The sequence below is a fragment of the Streptomyces sp. NPDC059851 genome, assembly GCF_042732005.1.
Classification (GTDB): Bacteria; Actinomycetota; Actinomycetes; order Streptomycetales; family Streptomycetaceae; genus Streptomyces.
On record NZ_JBHWJJ010000115.1, the window covers coordinates 1 to 16,103 of the forward strand.

General features: G+C 70.7%; 16 protein-coding genes. 6 read left to right on the forward strand and 10 right to left on the reverse strand.

All coding sequences use genetic code 11. From position 1 onward, the window contains the following. Positions 1 to 134: 134 nt before the first annotated feature. The 7 genes from ACFV7Q_RS29435 to ACFV7Q_RS29465 form a co-directional block, all read right to left on the reverse strand. Positions 135 to 1,532, reverse strand: a complete 1,398-nt coding sequence (locus ACFV7Q_RS29435; RefSeq protein WP_385432947.1) for a nucleobase:cation symporter-2 family protein — start codon at positions 1,530 to 1,532, stop codon at positions 135 to 137. A gap of 281 nt (positions 1,533 to 1,813) precedes the next feature. Continuing rightward, positions 1,814 to 3,208 (reverse strand): 8-oxoguanine deaminase, encoded by a 1,395-nt coding sequence (locus ACFV7Q_RS29440; RefSeq protein WP_385432902.1) that lies wholly within the window; start codon positions 3,206 to 3,208, stop codon positions 1,814 to 1,816. Between the two features lie 284 nt (positions 3,209 to 3,492). Continuing rightward, entirely contained in the window at positions 3,493 to 4,416 is a 924-nt protein-coding gene (gene pucL, locus ACFV7Q_RS29445) for a factor-independent urate hydroxylase (RefSeq protein ID WP_385432904.1), read from the reverse strand. A 6-nt stretch (positions 4,417 to 4,422) separates the two neighbouring features. Next, positions 4,423 to 4,815: a hydroxyisourate hydrolase gene (gene uraH / locus ACFV7Q_RS29450; RefSeq protein ID WP_385432906.1), complete on the reverse strand. Its 393-nt coding sequence runs from the start codon at positions 4,813 to 4,815 to the stop codon at positions 4,423 to 4,425. 8 nt (positions 4,816 to 4,823) lie between these two features. Next, entirely contained in the window at positions 4,824 to 5,330 is a 507-nt protein-coding gene (uraD, locus tag ACFV7Q_RS29455; RefSeq protein WP_385432908.1) for a 2-oxo-4-hydroxy-4-carboxy-5-ureidoimidazoline decarboxylase, read from the reverse strand. A 151-nt stretch (positions 5,331 to 5,481) separates the two neighbouring features. Further along, positions 5,482 to 5,865 carry a helix-turn-helix domain-containing protein gene (locus ACFV7Q_RS29460; RefSeq protein WP_385432910.1) on the reverse strand — a complete coding sequence of 128 codons (384 nt, stop codon included), beginning with the start codon at positions 5,863 to 5,865 and terminating at the stop codon, positions 5,482 to 5,484. After that, on the reverse strand, positions 5,862 to 6,113 hold the full coding sequence (locus ACFV7Q_RS29465) for a hypothetical protein (RefSeq protein ID WP_385432912.1): 252 nt from the start codon (positions 6,111 to 6,113) through the stop codon (positions 5,862 to 5,864). The genes ACFV7Q_RS29460 and ACFV7Q_RS29465 overlap by 4 nt, the downstream gene beginning before the upstream one ends. Positions 6,114 to 6,238: 125 nt before the next feature. Between ACFV7Q_RS29465 and ACFV7Q_RS29470 the strand changes: the two genes are divergently transcribed. From ACFV7Q_RS29470 to ACFV7Q_RS29485, 4 genes are all read left to right on the forward strand, one after another. Beyond that, positions 6,239 to 7,072, forward strand: coding sequence for a TIM barrel protein (locus ACFV7Q_RS29470; protein WP_385432914.1), 834 nt, complete (start codon positions 6,239 to 6,241; stop codon positions 7,070 to 7,072). Positions 7,073 to 7,159: 87 nt separating this feature from the next. Then, positions 7,160 to 8,053, forward strand: a complete 894-nt coding sequence (locus tag ACFV7Q_RS29475) for a 2-hydroxy-3-oxopropionate reductase (RefSeq protein WP_385432916.1) — start codon at positions 7,160 to 7,162, stop codon at positions 8,051 to 8,053. Positions 8,054 to 8,321: 268 nt separating this feature from the next. Continuing rightward, positions 8,322 to 9,779, forward strand: a complete 1,458-nt coding sequence (locus ACFV7Q_RS29480; RefSeq protein ID WP_385432948.1) for a catalase — start codon at positions 8,322 to 8,324, stop codon at positions 9,777 to 9,779. A gap of 452 nt (positions 9,780 to 10,231) precedes the next feature. Beyond that, positions 10,232 to 10,888: an ATP-binding protein gene (locus ACFV7Q_RS29485; protein ID WP_385432918.1), complete on the forward strand. Its 657-nt coding sequence runs from the start codon at positions 10,232 to 10,234 to the stop codon at positions 10,886 to 10,888. Here the strand turns inward: ACFV7Q_RS29485 and ACFV7Q_RS29490 are convergent. Both ACFV7Q_RS29490 and ACFV7Q_RS29495 read right to left on the reverse strand, forming a co-directional pair. Continuing rightward, positions 10,863 to 11,264 (reverse strand): hypothetical protein, encoded by a 402-nt coding sequence (locus ACFV7Q_RS29490; RefSeq protein ID WP_385432920.1) that lies wholly within the window; start codon positions 11,262 to 11,264, stop codon positions 10,863 to 10,865. The two genes, ACFV7Q_RS29485 and ACFV7Q_RS29490, sit on opposite strands and share 26 nt — an antisense overlap. Beyond that, entirely contained in the window at positions 11,261 to 11,872 is a 612-nt protein-coding gene (locus ACFV7Q_RS29495) for an RNA polymerase sigma factor (RefSeq protein WP_385432922.1), read from the reverse strand. Before ACFV7Q_RS29495 ends, ACFV7Q_RS29490 begins: the two co-directional genes overlap by 4 nt. Positions 11,873 to 12,269: 397 nt before the next feature. Between ACFV7Q_RS29495 and ACFV7Q_RS29500 the strand changes: the two genes are divergently transcribed. Further along, positions 12,270 to 12,848 (forward strand): TetR/AcrR family transcriptional regulator, encoded by a 579-nt coding sequence (locus ACFV7Q_RS29500; RefSeq protein ID WP_385432923.1) that lies wholly within the window; start codon positions 12,270 to 12,272, stop codon positions 12,846 to 12,848. Positions 12,849 to 13,018: 170 nt separating this feature from the next. On the opposite strand, the gene gcl is transcribed toward ACFV7Q_RS29500, so the two are convergent. Continuing rightward, positions 13,019 to 14,806 (reverse strand): glyoxylate carboligase, encoded by a 1,788-nt coding sequence (gcl, locus tag ACFV7Q_RS29505; protein ID WP_385432925.1) that lies wholly within the window; start codon positions 14,804 to 14,806, stop codon positions 13,019 to 13,021. 258 nt (positions 14,807 to 15,064) lie between these two features. On the opposite strand from gcl, the gene ACFV7Q_RS29510 reads away from it, so the two are divergent. Then, positions 15,065 to 16,018: a hypothetical protein gene (locus ACFV7Q_RS29510; RefSeq protein WP_385432927.1), complete on the forward strand. Its 954-nt coding sequence runs from the start codon at positions 15,065 to 15,067 to the stop codon at positions 16,016 to 16,018. The last annotated feature ends 85 nt before the right edge of the window (positions 16,019 to 16,103 follow it).

The window sequence follows — 16,103 nt, forward strand, 5'->3', positions numbered from 1 at the left end:
GGGGCGCCGCGGGCGGCCCGCCCCCGCCCGCCGGCGGGGGGGGGCCCCCGCCGCGCCGGCCCGGGGGGGCCCCCCCCCCCCCCGGCGTGGGGGGCCCCCCCCCACCGCCGGTGCCGACGGGGTCGTACGGGCGGTCAGTGCGCGGGCACCGGTGCCGCACGGCCCTCGGCCGCGGAGGCCGCACCGCGTCGGGTGCCGAGGTGGTTGAAGGCCAGGTTGAGGAGGATGGCCACCACGCAGCCGGTGCTGATGCCGGAGTCGAGGACGACGAGCAGGTCCTCGGGGAAGGCGTGGTAGAAGTCCGGGGCGGCGATCGGGATCAGGCCGACACCGACCGAGGCGGCGACGATCAGGGCGTTCTCACCGCGCTCCATGGCTGCGCCGGCCAGGGTCTGGATGCCGCTGGCCGCGACCGAGCCGAAGAGCACGATGCCTGCGCCGCCGAGGACCGGCAGCGGGACCACGCCGATGACGGAGGCGGCTACCGGGCAGAGGCCGAGCAGGATCAGGATGCCGCCGCCGGCTGCGACGACGTACCGGCTGCGCACCTTGGTCATGGCCACGAGCCCGATGTTCTGGGCGAAGGCGCTGCACATGAACCCGTTGAACAGGGGGCTCAGCGCGCTGCCGAGGGCGTCGGCGCGCAGCCCGCCCTCGATGGTCCGGGCATCCGCCGGCCGGTCGACGATCCGGCCGAGGGCCAGGATGTCGGCGGTGGACTCGGTCATGCAGACCAGCATGACGATGCACATCGACACGATGGCGGCGACCTGGAACTGCGGGGCTCCGAAGTGGAAGGGCGTCGGGAAGCCCACCAGGTCCGCGGTGCGCAGGGCGTCGGTGTTCACCATGCCGAGCGGGACCGCGACGAGGGTGCCGGCGGCCAGGCCGAGCAGGATGGCTATCTGCTGGAGGAAGCCGCGCAGCAGTTTGCGCAGCAGCAGCACGATGAGGAGGGTGCCGGCGGCCATGCCGATGTTCTGCACGGAGCCGTAGTCGGCGGCGGTGCGGCTGCCGCCCTGGGACCAATTGAAGGCCACGGGGAGGAGGGAGATGCCGATGAGGGTGATGACCGTGCCGGTGACCACGGGCGGGAAGAAGCGGACCAGCTTGCCGAAGTAGGGGGCGGCGAGGAAGCCGAGCACACCGGCGACGACGATCGCGCCGAAGATGACGGGGAGGGCGTCGGCGCCCCGGTCCTTCCCCATGGCGATCATCGGGGTCACGCCGGCGAAGGAGACGCCGTTGACGAAGGGGAGCTTCGCGCCGATCCGCCAGAAGCCGAGCGTCTGGAGCAGGGTGGCGAGGCCGGCGGTGAAGAGCGAGGCGCCCGTCAGGAAGGCGGTGTCCCGGGGGGAGAGTCCCACGGCCGGGCCGACGATCATGGGTGGGGCGACGACGCCCGCGTACATGGCGGCCACGTGCTGGAGGCCGCTGGTGAACATTTTCAGCGGGGGCAGGGTCTCGTCGACCGGATGCTTCTCCCCCGGTACTGCGACGGCAACGTTGCGAAACCTGGGCGCCTGGGCCACGGCTTCCTCCGGTCGGTTGAACACGTCGGCAGGGACGTGGGTGTCAAGGAGGTGGTGTGAAAACGGTGCGGGTCGAAAGCAGTGCGGAAACGATTCGCCCGAGTCGTTCCGCCGTACGGGCGTCAGGTCGGATGACGGCACGGGGCACGAGTCACCGTCACCGACCCCGGGAGGCACCTCGGGCGAGCCGTCGGTGCCGCCCGGGAACGGCTGTCGCGGACCCCGCTCGGGTCCGCGGCCGCCGGCCGGGGGCCGTCCCCCCCGGCCGGAACCCTTGGGGATCAGCCCTGCGCGACGATGCGCGCGAGGCGCTGGGCCTCGGCCCGCGTGGAGCGGGCGATGGCGTCCTCGTCGGCGGTCAGCAGCCGGTTGTCCTCGACGATCTGCTCGCCGTTGACGAACGACGCGGTCACCGGGGCGGCCGCACCGAAGACCAGGGCGGTGACCGGGTCGGCGATCGAGGAGTGCAGGAAGGTGCTGAGGTTCCACAGCACCAGGTCGGCGAGCTTGCCGACCTCCAGCGAGCCGATGCTGTCGGCCCGGCCGAGGACCTGCGCGCCGCCGTACGTACCGAGGCGCAGCGACTGGCGGGCGGTGAGCGCGGCCTCGCGGTGCACCGGGTTCAGACGGTTGATCAGGAGCGCGTTGCGCAGCTCGGTGTGCAGCTCGCCCGACTCGTTGGAGGCGGTGCCGTCCACGCCGAGGCCGACCGGGACGCCGGCGGCGAGCATGTCCGGGACGCGGGCGATGCCCGCGGCCAGACGGGCGTTGGAGGACGGGCAGTGCGCCACACCGGTCTTCGTCCGGGCGAAGGCGGCGATGTCGGAGTCGTTCATGTGCACGCTGTGCGCCATCCACACGTCCTCGCCGAGCCAGCCGGTCGACTCGAAGTAGTCGGTCGGGCCCATGCCGAAGAGCTCGTGGCAGAACTTCTCCTCCTCGACCGTCTCGCTGCCGTGGGTGTGCATGCGCACGCCGAGGCGGCGGGCCAGCTCGGCGCCCTGCCTGAGCAGCTCGGTGGAGACCGAGAAGGGGGAGCACGGGGCGACCGCGACCTGGATCATCGAGTCGAAGGACGCGTCGTGGAACTTCTTGACGGTCGCCTCGGTGTCGGCGAGGGCGCCCTCAAGGGTTTCGACGGCGTGGTCCGGCGGCAGGCCGCCGTCCTTCTCGCTGCGGTCCATGGAGCCGCGGGCCAGGGTGAAGCGGACGCCCATGTCGGAGGCGGCGCGGATGATCGCGCCGGAGAGGTCGCCGGCCCCCTTCGGGTACACGTAGTGGTGGTCCATCGCGGTGGTGACACCGCCGCGGGCCATCGCGGCCAGGGAGCCCTGCGCGGCCGAGTGGGCCATCTGCTCGTCGATGCGCGCCCAGGTCGGGTACAGGGCGACGAGCCAGTTGAAGAGGTTGTGGTCGGTGGCCAGGCCGCGGGTGATCCACTGGTAGAAGTGGTGGTGCGTGTTGACCAGACCGGGGGTCACGAGGTGGCCCGTGCCGTCGATGCGGCGTACGACGTTCTCGAGTCCGTCGGGGGCGCTGCCCGCGCCGATGGCCTCGATCCTGTTCCCGGCGATGACGATGTGACCCGAGGCGTACTCGGTGTCGTCGGCGTCGACGGTCGCGATCGCACAGTTCTCGATGACGATGCGCCGGGTCTCGCTGTCAGTGGCTGCCATGGGGCTTCCTCGTGCTTTCAGTGGCGGTGCGGGCACGGCAGGACCCAGGGGATTTGAGTGCCGAAACCGGGGCCTGGCAGCTGACAGTACTGCCGCCCCGTGTGATGCTCCGGGTGCCGAGTTCGGGAAGTTCGAAGGTGTTTCGGGTGGATGCGCGGGGTGGGTGTGCGCGGGCTCGGTGTGCGCGGGTGAGGCGCGGGGGGTGCGCGGGTCGGTGCGCGCTGCGGGTGGGTCCGGGTCCCGGGGCCACTGCGGAGCCCCGGGACACCGGGTGCCGGCCGGGCCTAGAGGTTGGTCAGGTCCACCGGGATGCGCGCGTCGGCGCCGTCCCGCAGGATCGTGGCCTCGATCAGGCCGTACGGGCGGTCCGCGGCGAAGTACACCTCGTTGTCGTTCTTGAGGCCGAACGGCTCCAGGTCGACGAGGAAGTGGTGCTTGTTCGGGAGCGAGAAGCGGACCTCGTCGATCTCCGAACGGTGGTTGATGATGCGCGAGCCCATCTGGTACAGGGTCTGCTGCAGGGAGAGGGAGTAGGTCTCCGCGAAGGCCTCCAGCATGTGCTTCTTGGTGGCCGCGTAGGACTTCTCCCAGTTGGGCATCCGCTGCTCGTCGTCGGTCCAGTTGAACCGCCAGCGGCCCGACACCTGGGTGGCCAGGATGCGGTCGTACGCCTCCTGAAGGGTCGTGTACTTGTCCTTCACGTAGCCCCAGAACTCGGAGTTCGTGGAGTTCATGACGATCAGGTCCTTGAGGCCGGAGATGACCTCCCAGTTCCGGCCGTCGTACGTGATCTGGGTGACGCGTGTCTCCTGGCCCTTGCGGACGAAGGAGTGCTTGACCTCGTCCGCGCCGATGAACTTGGAGTTCGAGTCCGAGGTCTGGATCCGCTCCCAGGCGTACTCCTCGATGCGGATGCGCGCCCGGGAGATCGGCTCCTGGCTGCCTACGAACCAGCGGGCCAGGTGGATGCCGAACTGCTCGGCGGACTCGATGCCGTACTCCTTGGCGAAGGCGTACACCGTGTTCTTGGTGGTGTCCGTCGGGAGGACGTTCGCGTTCGAGCCGGAGTAGTGCACGTCGTCCATGTCGCCGGAGAGGGCGACGGAGACGTTCAGGTCCTTGATGTGGTGGGTGTCGCCGTCCCGCGTGATCTTGACGACGCGGTTCTCTGCTTTGCCGTACTGGTTCTGGCCGAGAATCGTGGGCATGGTCTGCTAGCTCCCTCGGTAAACGGAGTAGCCGAACGGGTTGAGCAGCAGCGGTACGTGGTAGTGCTCGCCCGGGTTGACCGCGAACGTGATGGTCACCTCGGGGAAAAACGCACCGCTGTCCCTTACGCGGGGGGCGTCCTGCTGCGCCTCGGCGGCTTGCTTCTTGGCGAAGTACGCCTCGGTCTCGAAGTCGAGGCGTACGTGGGTGGTGCCCTCCGGCAGTGCCGGCAGGTCCTTGCAACGCCCGTCGGCGTCGGTGGCCGAGCCGCCCAGGGCGGTCCACCCGGCGTCGCGGCCGCTGCGGGCCGCGAGCGAGATGGCGACGCCCTCGGCGGGACGGCCGATGCTGGTGTCCAGGATGTGCGTGGACACCGATGCGGTGGTCTCGGTGCTCATGTGGCGTGTCACTCTCCTTCGGCGAGGCGGGTCAAACGGATCCGGTTGATCTTGACGAGCTCTCCGCGGGCGATCTCCCGCTCGACCTCGGCGGTGTTCTGGATCCGGACCTTGACCGCGTCCCGCATCTGCTCGCCGGTCGCACCGGTGGCGCAGATCAGGAAGACGTGGCCGAACTTCTCCTGGTAGGCCAGGTTCAGTTCGAGCAGCTCTGCCTTGAGGTCCTCGGAGGCCCCGGCCATGCCCCGCTGCTCGCGGGCCGAGGTCGGGTCGCCCGGCTTCGGACGGCCGATCGGCGGGTGGCCGGCCATGGCCTCCTCCAGGTCCGCCGTGGTGAGCTCCGCCATGGCGGCGTCGCTCGCGGCGAAGAGGGAGGGGGCGTCGGCGAAGGGGCGCCGGGCGAGGACCTTGCTGCCCCAGGCCGCGCTGGCGCACACCTCGTGCAGTTCGGCCGCGGCCGCTGCATCGTCCAGGGCGTTGAACCGGGGAAGCCCCGGGGTCGGACTCGAAGTCACGGGAAGCCTCCGTGGCCTATTGCTTTGACGGGCTGCGCATAGCTAACGCCCTCGACAACACGGCGTCAACACTTTGTTGAAACTTCCCCGACACAAAAGCCGCCGTCCGGTCGATTCGGACGACGGCTCGTGACCATGGGTGGTGACAGGTTCACCCCTGGTTGTTTTTATTGGGGTTTTCCCTGTTCAGGTAGTTGTAAACGGTGAAACGGCTGACGCCGAGGGCGCCGGCCACGGTCTCGACGCCGTGACGCACGGTGAAGGCGCCGCGTGCCTCCAGTATCCGGACGACGTCCTGCTTGGTCTTGCGGTCGAGCTGTGCCAGCGGTACGCCGTGGCGGCGCTCCAGCGCGGCCAGGATGTGGTCCAGGGACTCGCCCAGCTGCGGCAGGCGCACGGCGAGCACGTCCCGCCCCTCCCAGGCCAGCACGACGTCGTCGGGCTCGGCCTGGGCCGGATCCATGAGCACCCCGCCCATCGCGTCGACCAGCGGCTTGACCGCGGCGACGAAGGGGTGGTCGCGAGGCTCGGTCATTCGACGCCCTCCCCGATCACGTTCACCTGGAGGGAGACGCGGGTGGCCCCGGCCCCCAGCGCGTCGCGCAGCAGTGCCGACACCGCCCGGAGCACCTCGCCGGCCTCGCCCTCCGCGGTGTTGCCGAACGGGCCGACGTCGACCGCGTCCAGTTGTGCCCCCTGGATGACCTCGCGGGCGGCCACGGCATGGGCGGGCGCCTCTTCGAGGTCGAAGGGCTCGGTCGTGAACTCCACTCTCAATCGCACCTGGTCAAGCTACCCCGAGGTACCGAAATTCCGGCAGCCCCCACTTGACATCCACGCTCCGACCCATGCAGTCTTCCATCAAGCAGAAACAAACTTCCGCAATACGGAAGGAGCGCACACCCCTCATGGGATACACGGACCAGCGCTTCGATGTGAACCTGTCGATCCTCTTCACGGAACTCCCGCTCCTGGAGCGCCCCGCGGCCGCCGCCGCGGCGGGCTTCACCGCGGTCGAGCTGTGGTGGCCCTGGATCGACACCCCCACCCCGGCTCAGGAAGAGCTCGACGCCCTCAAGAAGGCCCTTGAGGACGCGGGCACCCAGCTGGTGGGTCTGAACTTCTACGCGGGGCAGCTCCCCGGCCCCGACCGCGGAGCGGTCTCCGTACCCGGTGCGGAGTCGGACCGCTTCCGCGCCAACATCGAGGTCGCGGCGGAGTTCGCCGCCTCGGTCGGCTGCAAGGCGCTGAACGCCCTCTACGGCAACCGCGTCGAGGGCGCGGACCCGGCCGTCCAGGACGAACTCGCCCTGGAGAACCTGGTGATGGCGGCCCGCGCCGCGGACCGGGTCGGCGCGGTCCTGCTGATCGAGACGCTGAACGAGCCCGAATCGCCGCTCTACCCGCTGGTGAGCGCGCCGTCCGCGATCGAGGTCGTGGACAAGGTGAACGGGGCGACCGGGCTCGGGAACGCCAAGTTCCTGCTCGACCTGTACCACCTGGCGATGAACGGCGAGGACCTCTCGGAGGTCATCGAAAAGTACGCCGCCAAGACCGGCCACGTCCAGATCGCGGACAAGCCGGGCCGGGGCGCCCCGGGCACGGGCGAGCTGCCCCTTGAGGACCTCCTCGACCAGCTGCGGAAAGCCGGCTACCAGGGCTTCGTCGGCCTGGAGTACAAGGCCGCGGACGCCGCCGCGTCCTTCGGCTGGCTGCCGGCCGAGGCCCGCGCCGCCCGGTAAGAGGGCGAAGTCCGGAGTTTCCCCCAGGCGCGCCCGCCACTTTTCGTACGCAGCTTCCAGAGCTTTTCAGAGAAGGACCCCGTCACAATGAGCAACAACCTCCCCAAGATCGCGTGGATCGGCCTCGGCATCATGGGTTCCCCCATGTCCGAGAACCTCCTGAAGGCCGGTTACCCGGTCACCGGCTACACCCTGGAGCAGGACAAGCTGGACCGCCTCGCGGCGGCCGGCGGAACCGCGGCGGGCTCCATCGCCGAGGCCGTCGCGGACGCCGACGTGATCATCACGATGGTGCCGGCCTCGCCGCAGGTCGAGGCCATCTCCTACGGTCCCGAGGGGATCCTGGAGAACGCCAGGACCGGCGCGCTGGTCATCGACATGTCGTCGATCACCCCGCAGACCTCCGTCGACCTGGCCGAGAACGCCAAGGCGAAGGGCATCCGCGTCATCGACGCCCCCGTCTCCGGCGGGGAGGCCGGCGCCATCGAGGCCGTACTGTCGATCATGGTGGGTGGCGAGCAGGCCGACTTCGACGAGGCCCTGCCGATCCTGCAGGCCCTCGGCAAGACCATCGTCCTGTGCGGCCCGCACGGCTCCGGCCAGACGGTCAAGGCCGCCAACCAGCTCATCGTCGCCGTCAACATCCAGGCGTGCGCCGAGGCCGTGGTCTTCCTGGAGAAGTCCGGCGTGGACCTGACCGCTGCCCTGGACGTCCTGAACGGCGGCCTGGCCGGCTCTACGGTACTGACCCGCAAGAAGGACAACTTCCTGAACCGCGACTTCAAGCCCGGCTTCCGGATCGACCTGCACCACAAGGACATGGGCATCGTCACCGACGCCGCCCGCAACGTCGGTGCGGCCCTCCCGGTCGGCGCGGTCGTCGCCCAGCTCGTCGCCTCGCTGCGCGCCCAGGGCGACGGCGGCCTGGACCACTCGGCCCTGCTGCGCGCCGTCGAGCGCCTCTCCGGCGAGCGGGTCTGACCGGGTCGACCGAGTCGGTCGAGCCGGTCGAGCCGGTCGAGCCGAGCCGGCAGCCCGAGCGGGCCGCACCTCCCCCGCCGGGGGTCTGAGTTTCCGGATGGTGCTGGTGCTGACACCTGTCCTGTCGCGCCCAGGCGCCGGCACCGTCCGGATCACCACTCTCCACGTTTGTTCAACAAACTGTTGACGCTGCGATCGGCCCGAACCTAGGCTGTTCCGCATGACGGAAAACGCTTTCCGTCAGCAGTTTCCCGTACGGAAGGTCACCATGTCGAAGCGCACGCTGACGACCGAGTCCGGCGCCCCGGTCGCCGACAACCAGAACTCCGCCACCGCCGGCGTCGGTGGCCCGCTCCTGATCCAGGACCAGCAGCTCCTCGAGAAGCTCGCCCGCTTCAACCGTGAGCGCATCCCGGAGCGCGTGGTGCACGCGCGCGGCTCGGCCGCGTACGGCTACTTCGAGGTGACCGACGACGTCACCGCCTACACCAGCGCCGCGTTCCTGAACTCGGTCGGCAAGAAGACCGAGACCTTCCTGCGGTTCTCCACCGTGGCGGACTCGCTCGGCGGCGCGGACGCGGTCCGCGACCCGCGCGGCTTCGCGCTGAAGTTCTACACCGAAGAGGGCAACTACGACCTCGTCGGCAACAACACCCCGGTGTTCTTCATCAAGGACCCGATCAAGTTCCCCGACTTCATCCACTCCCAGAAGCGCGACCCCTTCACGGGCAAGCAGGAGGCGGACAACGTCTGGGACTTCTGGGCGCACGCCCCCGAGGCCACGCACCAGATCACCTGGCTGATGGGCGACCGCGGCATACCGGCCTCGTACCGCCACATGAACGGCTACGGCTCGCACACCTACCAGTGGACGAACGACAAGGGCGAGGCGTTCTTCGTCAAGTACCACTTCAAGACGAACCAGGGCATCCGCTGCCTGTCCTCCGAGCAGGGCGCCGAGCTCGCGGGCAAGGACCCCAACTCGCACCAGACGGACCTGCTCCAGGCCATCGAGCGCGGCGTCTACCCGTCCTGGACCCTGTACGTCCAGATCATGCCGGCCGCCGAGGCCGAGGACTACCGCTTCAACCCGTTCGACCTCACCAAGGTGTGGCCGCACGGCGACTACCCGCTGCAGCGCGTGGGCCGCCTGGTCCTCGACCGCAACCCGGACAACGTCTTCGCCGAGGTCGAACAGTCCGCCTTCTCCCCGAACAACTTCGTCCCGGGCATCACCGCCTCCCCGGACAAGATGCTCCAGGGCCGCCTGTTCGCCTACGCCGACGCCCAGCGCTACCGCCTCGGTGTGAACCACACCCAGCTGCCGGTCAACGCCCCCAAGGCGACGACTGCGGACAACTACGGCCGCGACGGCTTCATGGCCACCCGCAACGGCGCGCGGACCGACAAGAACTACGAGCCCAACTCGTACCGGGGCCCGGCCGAGACCGGCCTCGCCCTCGGCGCCCCGAAGGCCGTCTCCGGCTACACGGGCACCCACGCAGCCCCGCTCCACACCAAGGACGACGACTTCTTCCAGGCCGGCGAGCTCTACCGCCTGATGTCGGAGGCCGAGAAGGAGCGCCTGGTGGCGAACATCGCCGGCGGCCTTTCCCAGGTCGGCCGCGAGGACGTCATCGACAAGAACCTGGCTCACTTCCACGCCGCGGACGCCGACTACGGCAAGCGCGTCGAGGAAGCCGTCCGCGCGCTGCGCGAGGACTGAGAGCCGCAAGCTGCGCCGGGAGCCGGGCGGGAGGTCGGGCTTCGGGCGCTGGGCCCACACTGCGGACCCGGATGAGGGGTGGTCCGCGGTGGGGGCAGGACGAGGACCGTGGCGGGCGTGCGAGCCAGTGCGGTGGTCATGGGTGCCGGGCCCGTCTCTTGACCTGAGGGAGACGGAGCCGGAGTACCCGTCGCCGACCGCCACGGTCCCAGCCGCTCCTCCTCGTACGTACGGGGCCACGCACAGGGTCCCCTGCACGTACGGGAACACCACCTCCCCCCATACTCCGTCCGGCGGTGCGAACGTCCTGTCGCGCCAGCCTCGCACCGTCGGGCGGTCATAGCCGAAGCGCCGGATCACGGACGGTTCCGTGACCCGGCGCTTTGCCTTTTCTGGACGCGGGCGGGGGCCGGGGCAGGGGCAGGGGCAGGGGCAGTTGGCATACTGCCCCGATGGACGGTTCTGCGGCCTCTTGGCGCAACACGACGCACGACTGGGCGCGCACGGTGGACACCGACCACCTCACCCTCATCCGGAACGACCCGGCCACGTTCGCCCCCGGCGGCTTGCGGCACCTGGTCCTGGAGGTCGTCGCCTACGCGGCCGACGAGGCCGAGTACACGGGCGGCGGACACTGCACCGTCACCCTCCACGCCGACGGCTCCGTGTCCGTCACGGACGGCGGACGGGGCACCGACACCCGCCTCGACGCCGACGGCCGGCCGGTGAAGAAGCCGGTGATGGCGACGAAGGACCTGCGGTTCTTCGACCACCCGGACGCACAGCTCCTTCCCGACGGCCGCGCCCGCAGGGGCATGTCCGTCGTGGCGGCCCTCAGCGAACGGCTCGTCCACACCAACCGCCGCGCGGGCGGAGCTTGGGTCCAGCGGTACGAGTACGGGGTCCCCGCGACCGATCTGACACCGATCGCCGACGACGGCACCACCGGGACGTCCGTACGCTTCCTCCCCCTCGCCGCCCTGCGCAGGGCCGGCCGGGTGGCGCCCGCCGAACTGGCGCGTCTCGCCGCTTCGTGGCCGTACCTGTCGGTGGAGGTCCACGGCACGGGCCGCAGAGCCCCGGTCACCGGGAGGCGGCCGGGGCGGTGATGTCGGCTGCAGGCTCCTGGGCGCGGTCCGCCGCCGGGCGCGCCCCGGTGAGGGTGCAGACGCCGTCCGCACACCGGCGCTCCAGACGGCCGCGGGAGACGGTCTGCACCAGACCGACCATCCAGCAGGTGGGGCAGCCGCGGAAGGCGACCAGGGCCAACGGGGCCGCCAGCAGGGCGGCCGGGCCGACGACGGGCACCAGGCAGATCGAGCCGATGACCAGCCCGAAGCCGATGGCGCCGCGCGCCAGGTGGCGCGGGACGGACGTGCTGGCGAAGTTCGTCCCCGACGCCACGGACGGTGCGGGGGCCGGGTCCTGTGGGGACCGGGCGGGCTTCACGGTCTTCGTGGTGGTGACGGTGTTCGGAACGTTCACGGTAGCGGGTCTCCTCCCCCTGGTCGGACGGTGGCTCGGTCGGGCGCCCCGTGGGGCGCTGCCAGCGAGTGGCGCAGTGCCGCACGTGCCCTGTGCAGCCGTGACTTCATCGCGGCGTTGCTCAGACCGAGCGAATGGGCGACGGTCCTGCCGGGCAGGCCCTGTACGTCCCGCATGACGAGCACCTGCCGCTGGTCACGGGGAAGGGCACCGACCGCGGCCGCGATCCGTTCCACCTCCAGTCTGTGCAGCACCGCGTCCTCGGCGGACGGTCCCGCGGACGGTTCCGCGGCCGCCTCCGGTTCGGTCGACGCCGGGTCGCTCCGCGGGACGAGCAGACGCACCTGCCGGAGGCACTCGTTGCGCACGATCCGGAACATCCACGACGCCAGCGCGCCGGTGGCCCGCAGGGTGCCGATCTTCCGGTAGAGGATGATCAGCGCCTCCTGCGCCGCGTCCTCCGCGTCCTGCGGCGATGCGCACAGGGACAGGGCGAACTTACGCACGTGGGGCTGGGATTCCATGACGACGGTGGTGAGCGACGTGACGTCGCCGTCCTGAGCGGCTTTGATCAGCCGCTCCTCCGGCCAGGAATGGCGGTGGTTCATGAGCTCCTCATCCTCGGAAAGCGGCCCGCGGGCGGGTGCCGGTCAGCTTCGACCCTTGTAGCGCCGCACCAGGTGCCAGCTGCACGCTCCCACGAGCAGGGCTCCGATCACGATGAGGCCGGTGACCATCATGGGTGTTTCCTCCGGTTCTGCCGGCGCGTTCGGCCGGTACGCAGATAAGAGACGGGGAGGTGCCGAGAGGATTCGCCTCCGGCCGGAGTTTTTTCACACGGGGTCCGTCGGGGTCGTCGAGGTCGTCGGAGTCGAAGCCCGCGCGCGTACCGCCGGGACGCAGCCGGGGCGGGGCTGACCGAGTGTCCGGTCGGGCGTGCCGGGCTAGGGTGGGGGCTGACTGAATGCTCAGTCAGATCCGCTCGACCGAGAGGTGCCCGAAACCGTGGCCGACCGCCAGGCGTTGATCTTGGAAGCTGCCGTGCGCGTCATCGCGCGCCGCGGCGTCAGAGGACTCCGTGTGGAGGACCTGGCCGCCGAGGCCGGCGTGTCCACAGCCCTGATCTACTACCACTTCAAGGACCGTGCAGGGCTGGTCCAGCGCACCCTCGCCTTCGTCAACGACCGTGCCGTCGGCTACACGGAGGAGGCGCTGGAGGGGGCGGAGGACGCCCGGGACGCGCTGCTGCGACTGCTGCTGAGCGAGCTCCAAGACACCGACCTGGTCCGGGAGAACAGCATCGCCTGGGGCGAGCTGCGGGCCAGCGCCGTGTTCGACGACGGCCTGCGCGCGAACCTGGTCGAGTCCACCCGCGACTGGGTGCGCGACGCCGCCGAGCTCGTCGCGGCCTCCCGGGCTGCCGGCCTGGCCGCTAGCCGGGTCGATCCGCTGGACGCCGCCGAGCGGCTGACCGCGCTCGTGGAGGGGCTCAGCGAGCGCTGGCTGAGCGGCGGCCTGACCGTCGACCGGGCCCGCGAGCTGCTGGCCGGGGCGGTCGACGCGGAGCTGGGCCCCCGCCCGTAGGACGGCACCACGGGCCCCGTCACCGCGAAGGCCCCCGCCCCTCCTCCTTGGGTCCGGAGGGGGCGGGGGCCTTCGCGTGCCGTTCTCCTCCTGCCCGGCCGCCCGGCCGGGGAGACCGGGCGGGGAGACCGGGCGGGGAGACCGGGCGGGGAGACCGGGCGGGGAGTCGGTCAGACCTTCAGCGCCTTGATGGCGGTCGGGGCGTGACCGGGCTCGGTGGCCAGCTCCTCGAACTCGGTGACGTTGCTCATGTCGACCGTCTTGCTCATCGCGATGTTGGTGACGCGCTCCAGGATGGCCTCGACGACGACCGGGACCTGGTGCTCGACGGCGAGCTTCTTGGCCTGCTCGAAGGCCGCGCCCAGCTCCTCCGGATCGGTGACGCGGATGGCCTTGACGCCCAGCCCCTCCGCGACCTTGACGTGGTCGACGCCGTAGACGCCGATCTCCGGGGTGTTGATGTTCTCGAACTCCAGGTTGACCTGGAAGTTGATGTCGAGACCGGCCTGTGCCTGGCGGATCAGGCCCAGGTAGGCGTTGTTCACCAGGACGTGGACGTAGGGGACCTTGTGCTGGGCGGCGACCGCCAGCTCCTCGATCATGAACTGGAAGTCGTAGTCACCGGAGAGGGCGACGATCGGGGTCTGCGGGTCCGCGGTGGCGGCACCGATGGCGGCCGGGATGGTCCAGCCGAGCGGGCCGGCCTGGCCGCAGTTGATCCAGTGGCGCGGCTTGTAGACGTGCAGGAACTGCGCGGCGGCGATCTGGGAGAGGCCGATGGTGGTGACGTAGCGGGTCTCCGGGCCGAACGCCTTGTTCATCTCCTCGTACACGCGCTGCGGCTTCATCGGGATGTTCTCGAAGTGCGTGCGGCGCTGCAGGGTGGCCTTGCGCTCCTGGGCGGAGGCGGCCCAGGCGGAGAAGTCCGGCAGCTCGCCCGCGGCCTTGAGGTCCTTGGCGACCTGAATGAACAGCTCCAGCGCGACCTTGGCGTCGGAGGCGATGCCGTAGTCGGGGGCGAAGATCTTGCCCAGCTGGGTGGGCTCGATGTCGACGTGGACGAAGGTGCGGCCCTTGGTGTACGCCTCCAGGTTGTAGCCCGTGTGGCGGTTGGCCCAGCGGTTGCCGATGCCCAGGACGAAGTCCGACTCCAGGAAGGTCGCGTTGCCGTACCGGTGCGAGGTCTGGACGCCGACCATGCCGGCGCTCAGCTCGTGGTCGTCCGGGATGGTGCCCCAGCCCATCAGGGTGGAGATGACCGGGACGCCCGTCAGCTCGGCGAACTCGACCAGCAGATCGGAGGCGTCGGCGTTGATGATGCCGCCGCCGGCGACGATCAGCGGGCGCTCGGACTCCAGCAGGAACCGGATGGCCTTCTCGGCCTGGGCGCGGCTGGCCTGCGGCTTGTAGACCGGCAGCGGCTCGTAGGTCTCCGGGTCGAACTCGATCTCGGTCAGCTGGACGTCGATCGGGAGGTCGATCAGGACCGGGCCGGGGCGGCCGGAGCGCATCAGGTGGAACGCCTGCTGGAAGACGCCGGGGACCTGTGCGGCCTCCAGGACCGTGGTCGCGGCCTTGGTGACGGGCTTCGCGATCGCCGCGATGTCGACGGCCTGGAAGTCCTCCTTGTGGAGCTTCGAGACCGGGGCCTGGCCGGTGATGCACAGGATCGGGATCGAGTCCGCGATCGCGGAGTACAGGCCGGTGATCATGTCGGTGCCGGCGGGGCCGGAGGTACCGATGCAGACACCGATGTTGCCCGCCTTGGCCCGCGTGTAGCCCTCGGCCATGTGGGAGGCGCCCTCGACGTGGCGGGCGAGGGTGTGCTTGATGCCGCCGACGTTCTTGAGCTCTCGGTAGAACGGGTTGATCGCAGCGCCGGGCACGCCGAACGCTTGCGCGACACCCTCGCGCTTGAGGATCTCCACGGCGGCGGCTGCGGCTGTCATACGGGGCATCGAGTACTCCTGGCGGTCTGGCGGTCAGACTATTTCCGCAATGCGGAAGTCTTATTCTGTTATGCGAAACAAGCTAAGTCTCCACTCGGCGTGCGTCAAGGCGCTTCGGCACCCCGGAACCCACCAAAAGCCACGGTCCGATGGGGCGGGTTGCACAAACGACGTCCCGCCGGGCGGGAAAATCACCGACGTCCGCGCGGCGTGCTCACAGGTGGTGGAGCATGGGGCCAGGCCCAGCGACGGAGGGGGACGAGGTCCATGACGGAAGCGGTGCCGGTGCGCTGCCCGGTGTGCCTGCGCGAGAGCAGTTACGCCGCCCCGGTCTTCCCCTGCGCCTGCGGGAGCCCGGCCGCCCTGCCGCTGGACCTGACGGCCCCGCCGGTACCGCTGACCCACCGGACCTGGTCGGAGTCGTGGGTGGCGGTGCGGTGCGGGGTCTGCGGACTGGTGAGCGAGTGGCCACAGCCCGAGGTGGGCTGTGGCGCGTGCGGGACGGTGGTAAGGGTTCCGGTGCATCCCGTGGGGCCGGCGGGGCCGGTGGGATCTACGGGCTCTGCGGGCTCTGCGGGGGCGGTTCCCGCCGCAGGGGCGTTCCGGGCGGACGCGGCGGACACCCGGGTCGCCGACTCCCGGGCGCCCGGCTCACCGCCCTCGCCCGCCTCACCGCCCTCGCCCGCCTCGCCGCCTTCCGCCGACTCCGACGCCCCGTTCCCCGCCGGCTCCCCGCCCGCCGTCGATCCGCGGCGGGTCACCGGCCCGGCGGGCCCGTACCGCCCGCAGCAGCCGGGAGGCACTTCGCCGCTGCCGCTGCCCTCGCCGGTGCCGCGGCCGGCCTTCCGCCCGATGACCATCCGCACCGCCCGGGACGCAGTGGCCACGGCCGCGCTCTACCTGCGGTGGCTCGGCTTCCGGGACGTCCGCCAGCCCGACGGCCGGCCCGTCCCGACGGCAGCCGTGGACCTGCGGGCTCCCGGCCTCGTCGCCCAGGTGGACCCGACCACCGCGCCGGCCGGGCTGCGGGCGGTGGAGTGCGTTTGGCTGAACGGGCTGACGGCCTCGGCGACCAGCGTCTACTTCGCGCTCGCCGGGTACACGCAGGCGGCCCGTGCCCGCGCCGACGAGCTGCGGATGCCGCTCTTCGTCATGGACCTCACGGGCACGCCCCAGCCGCTCAACGACCCTGCGGACGCACTCGTCGCCGCGGGGGCCTGACCCCGGCGACCTGGTCCAGCCGCGCTCCGGCGCCAGGACGTAGGCTCGGACGCGATATCCGCTGGCCGCGACACGCCCGCCCTGC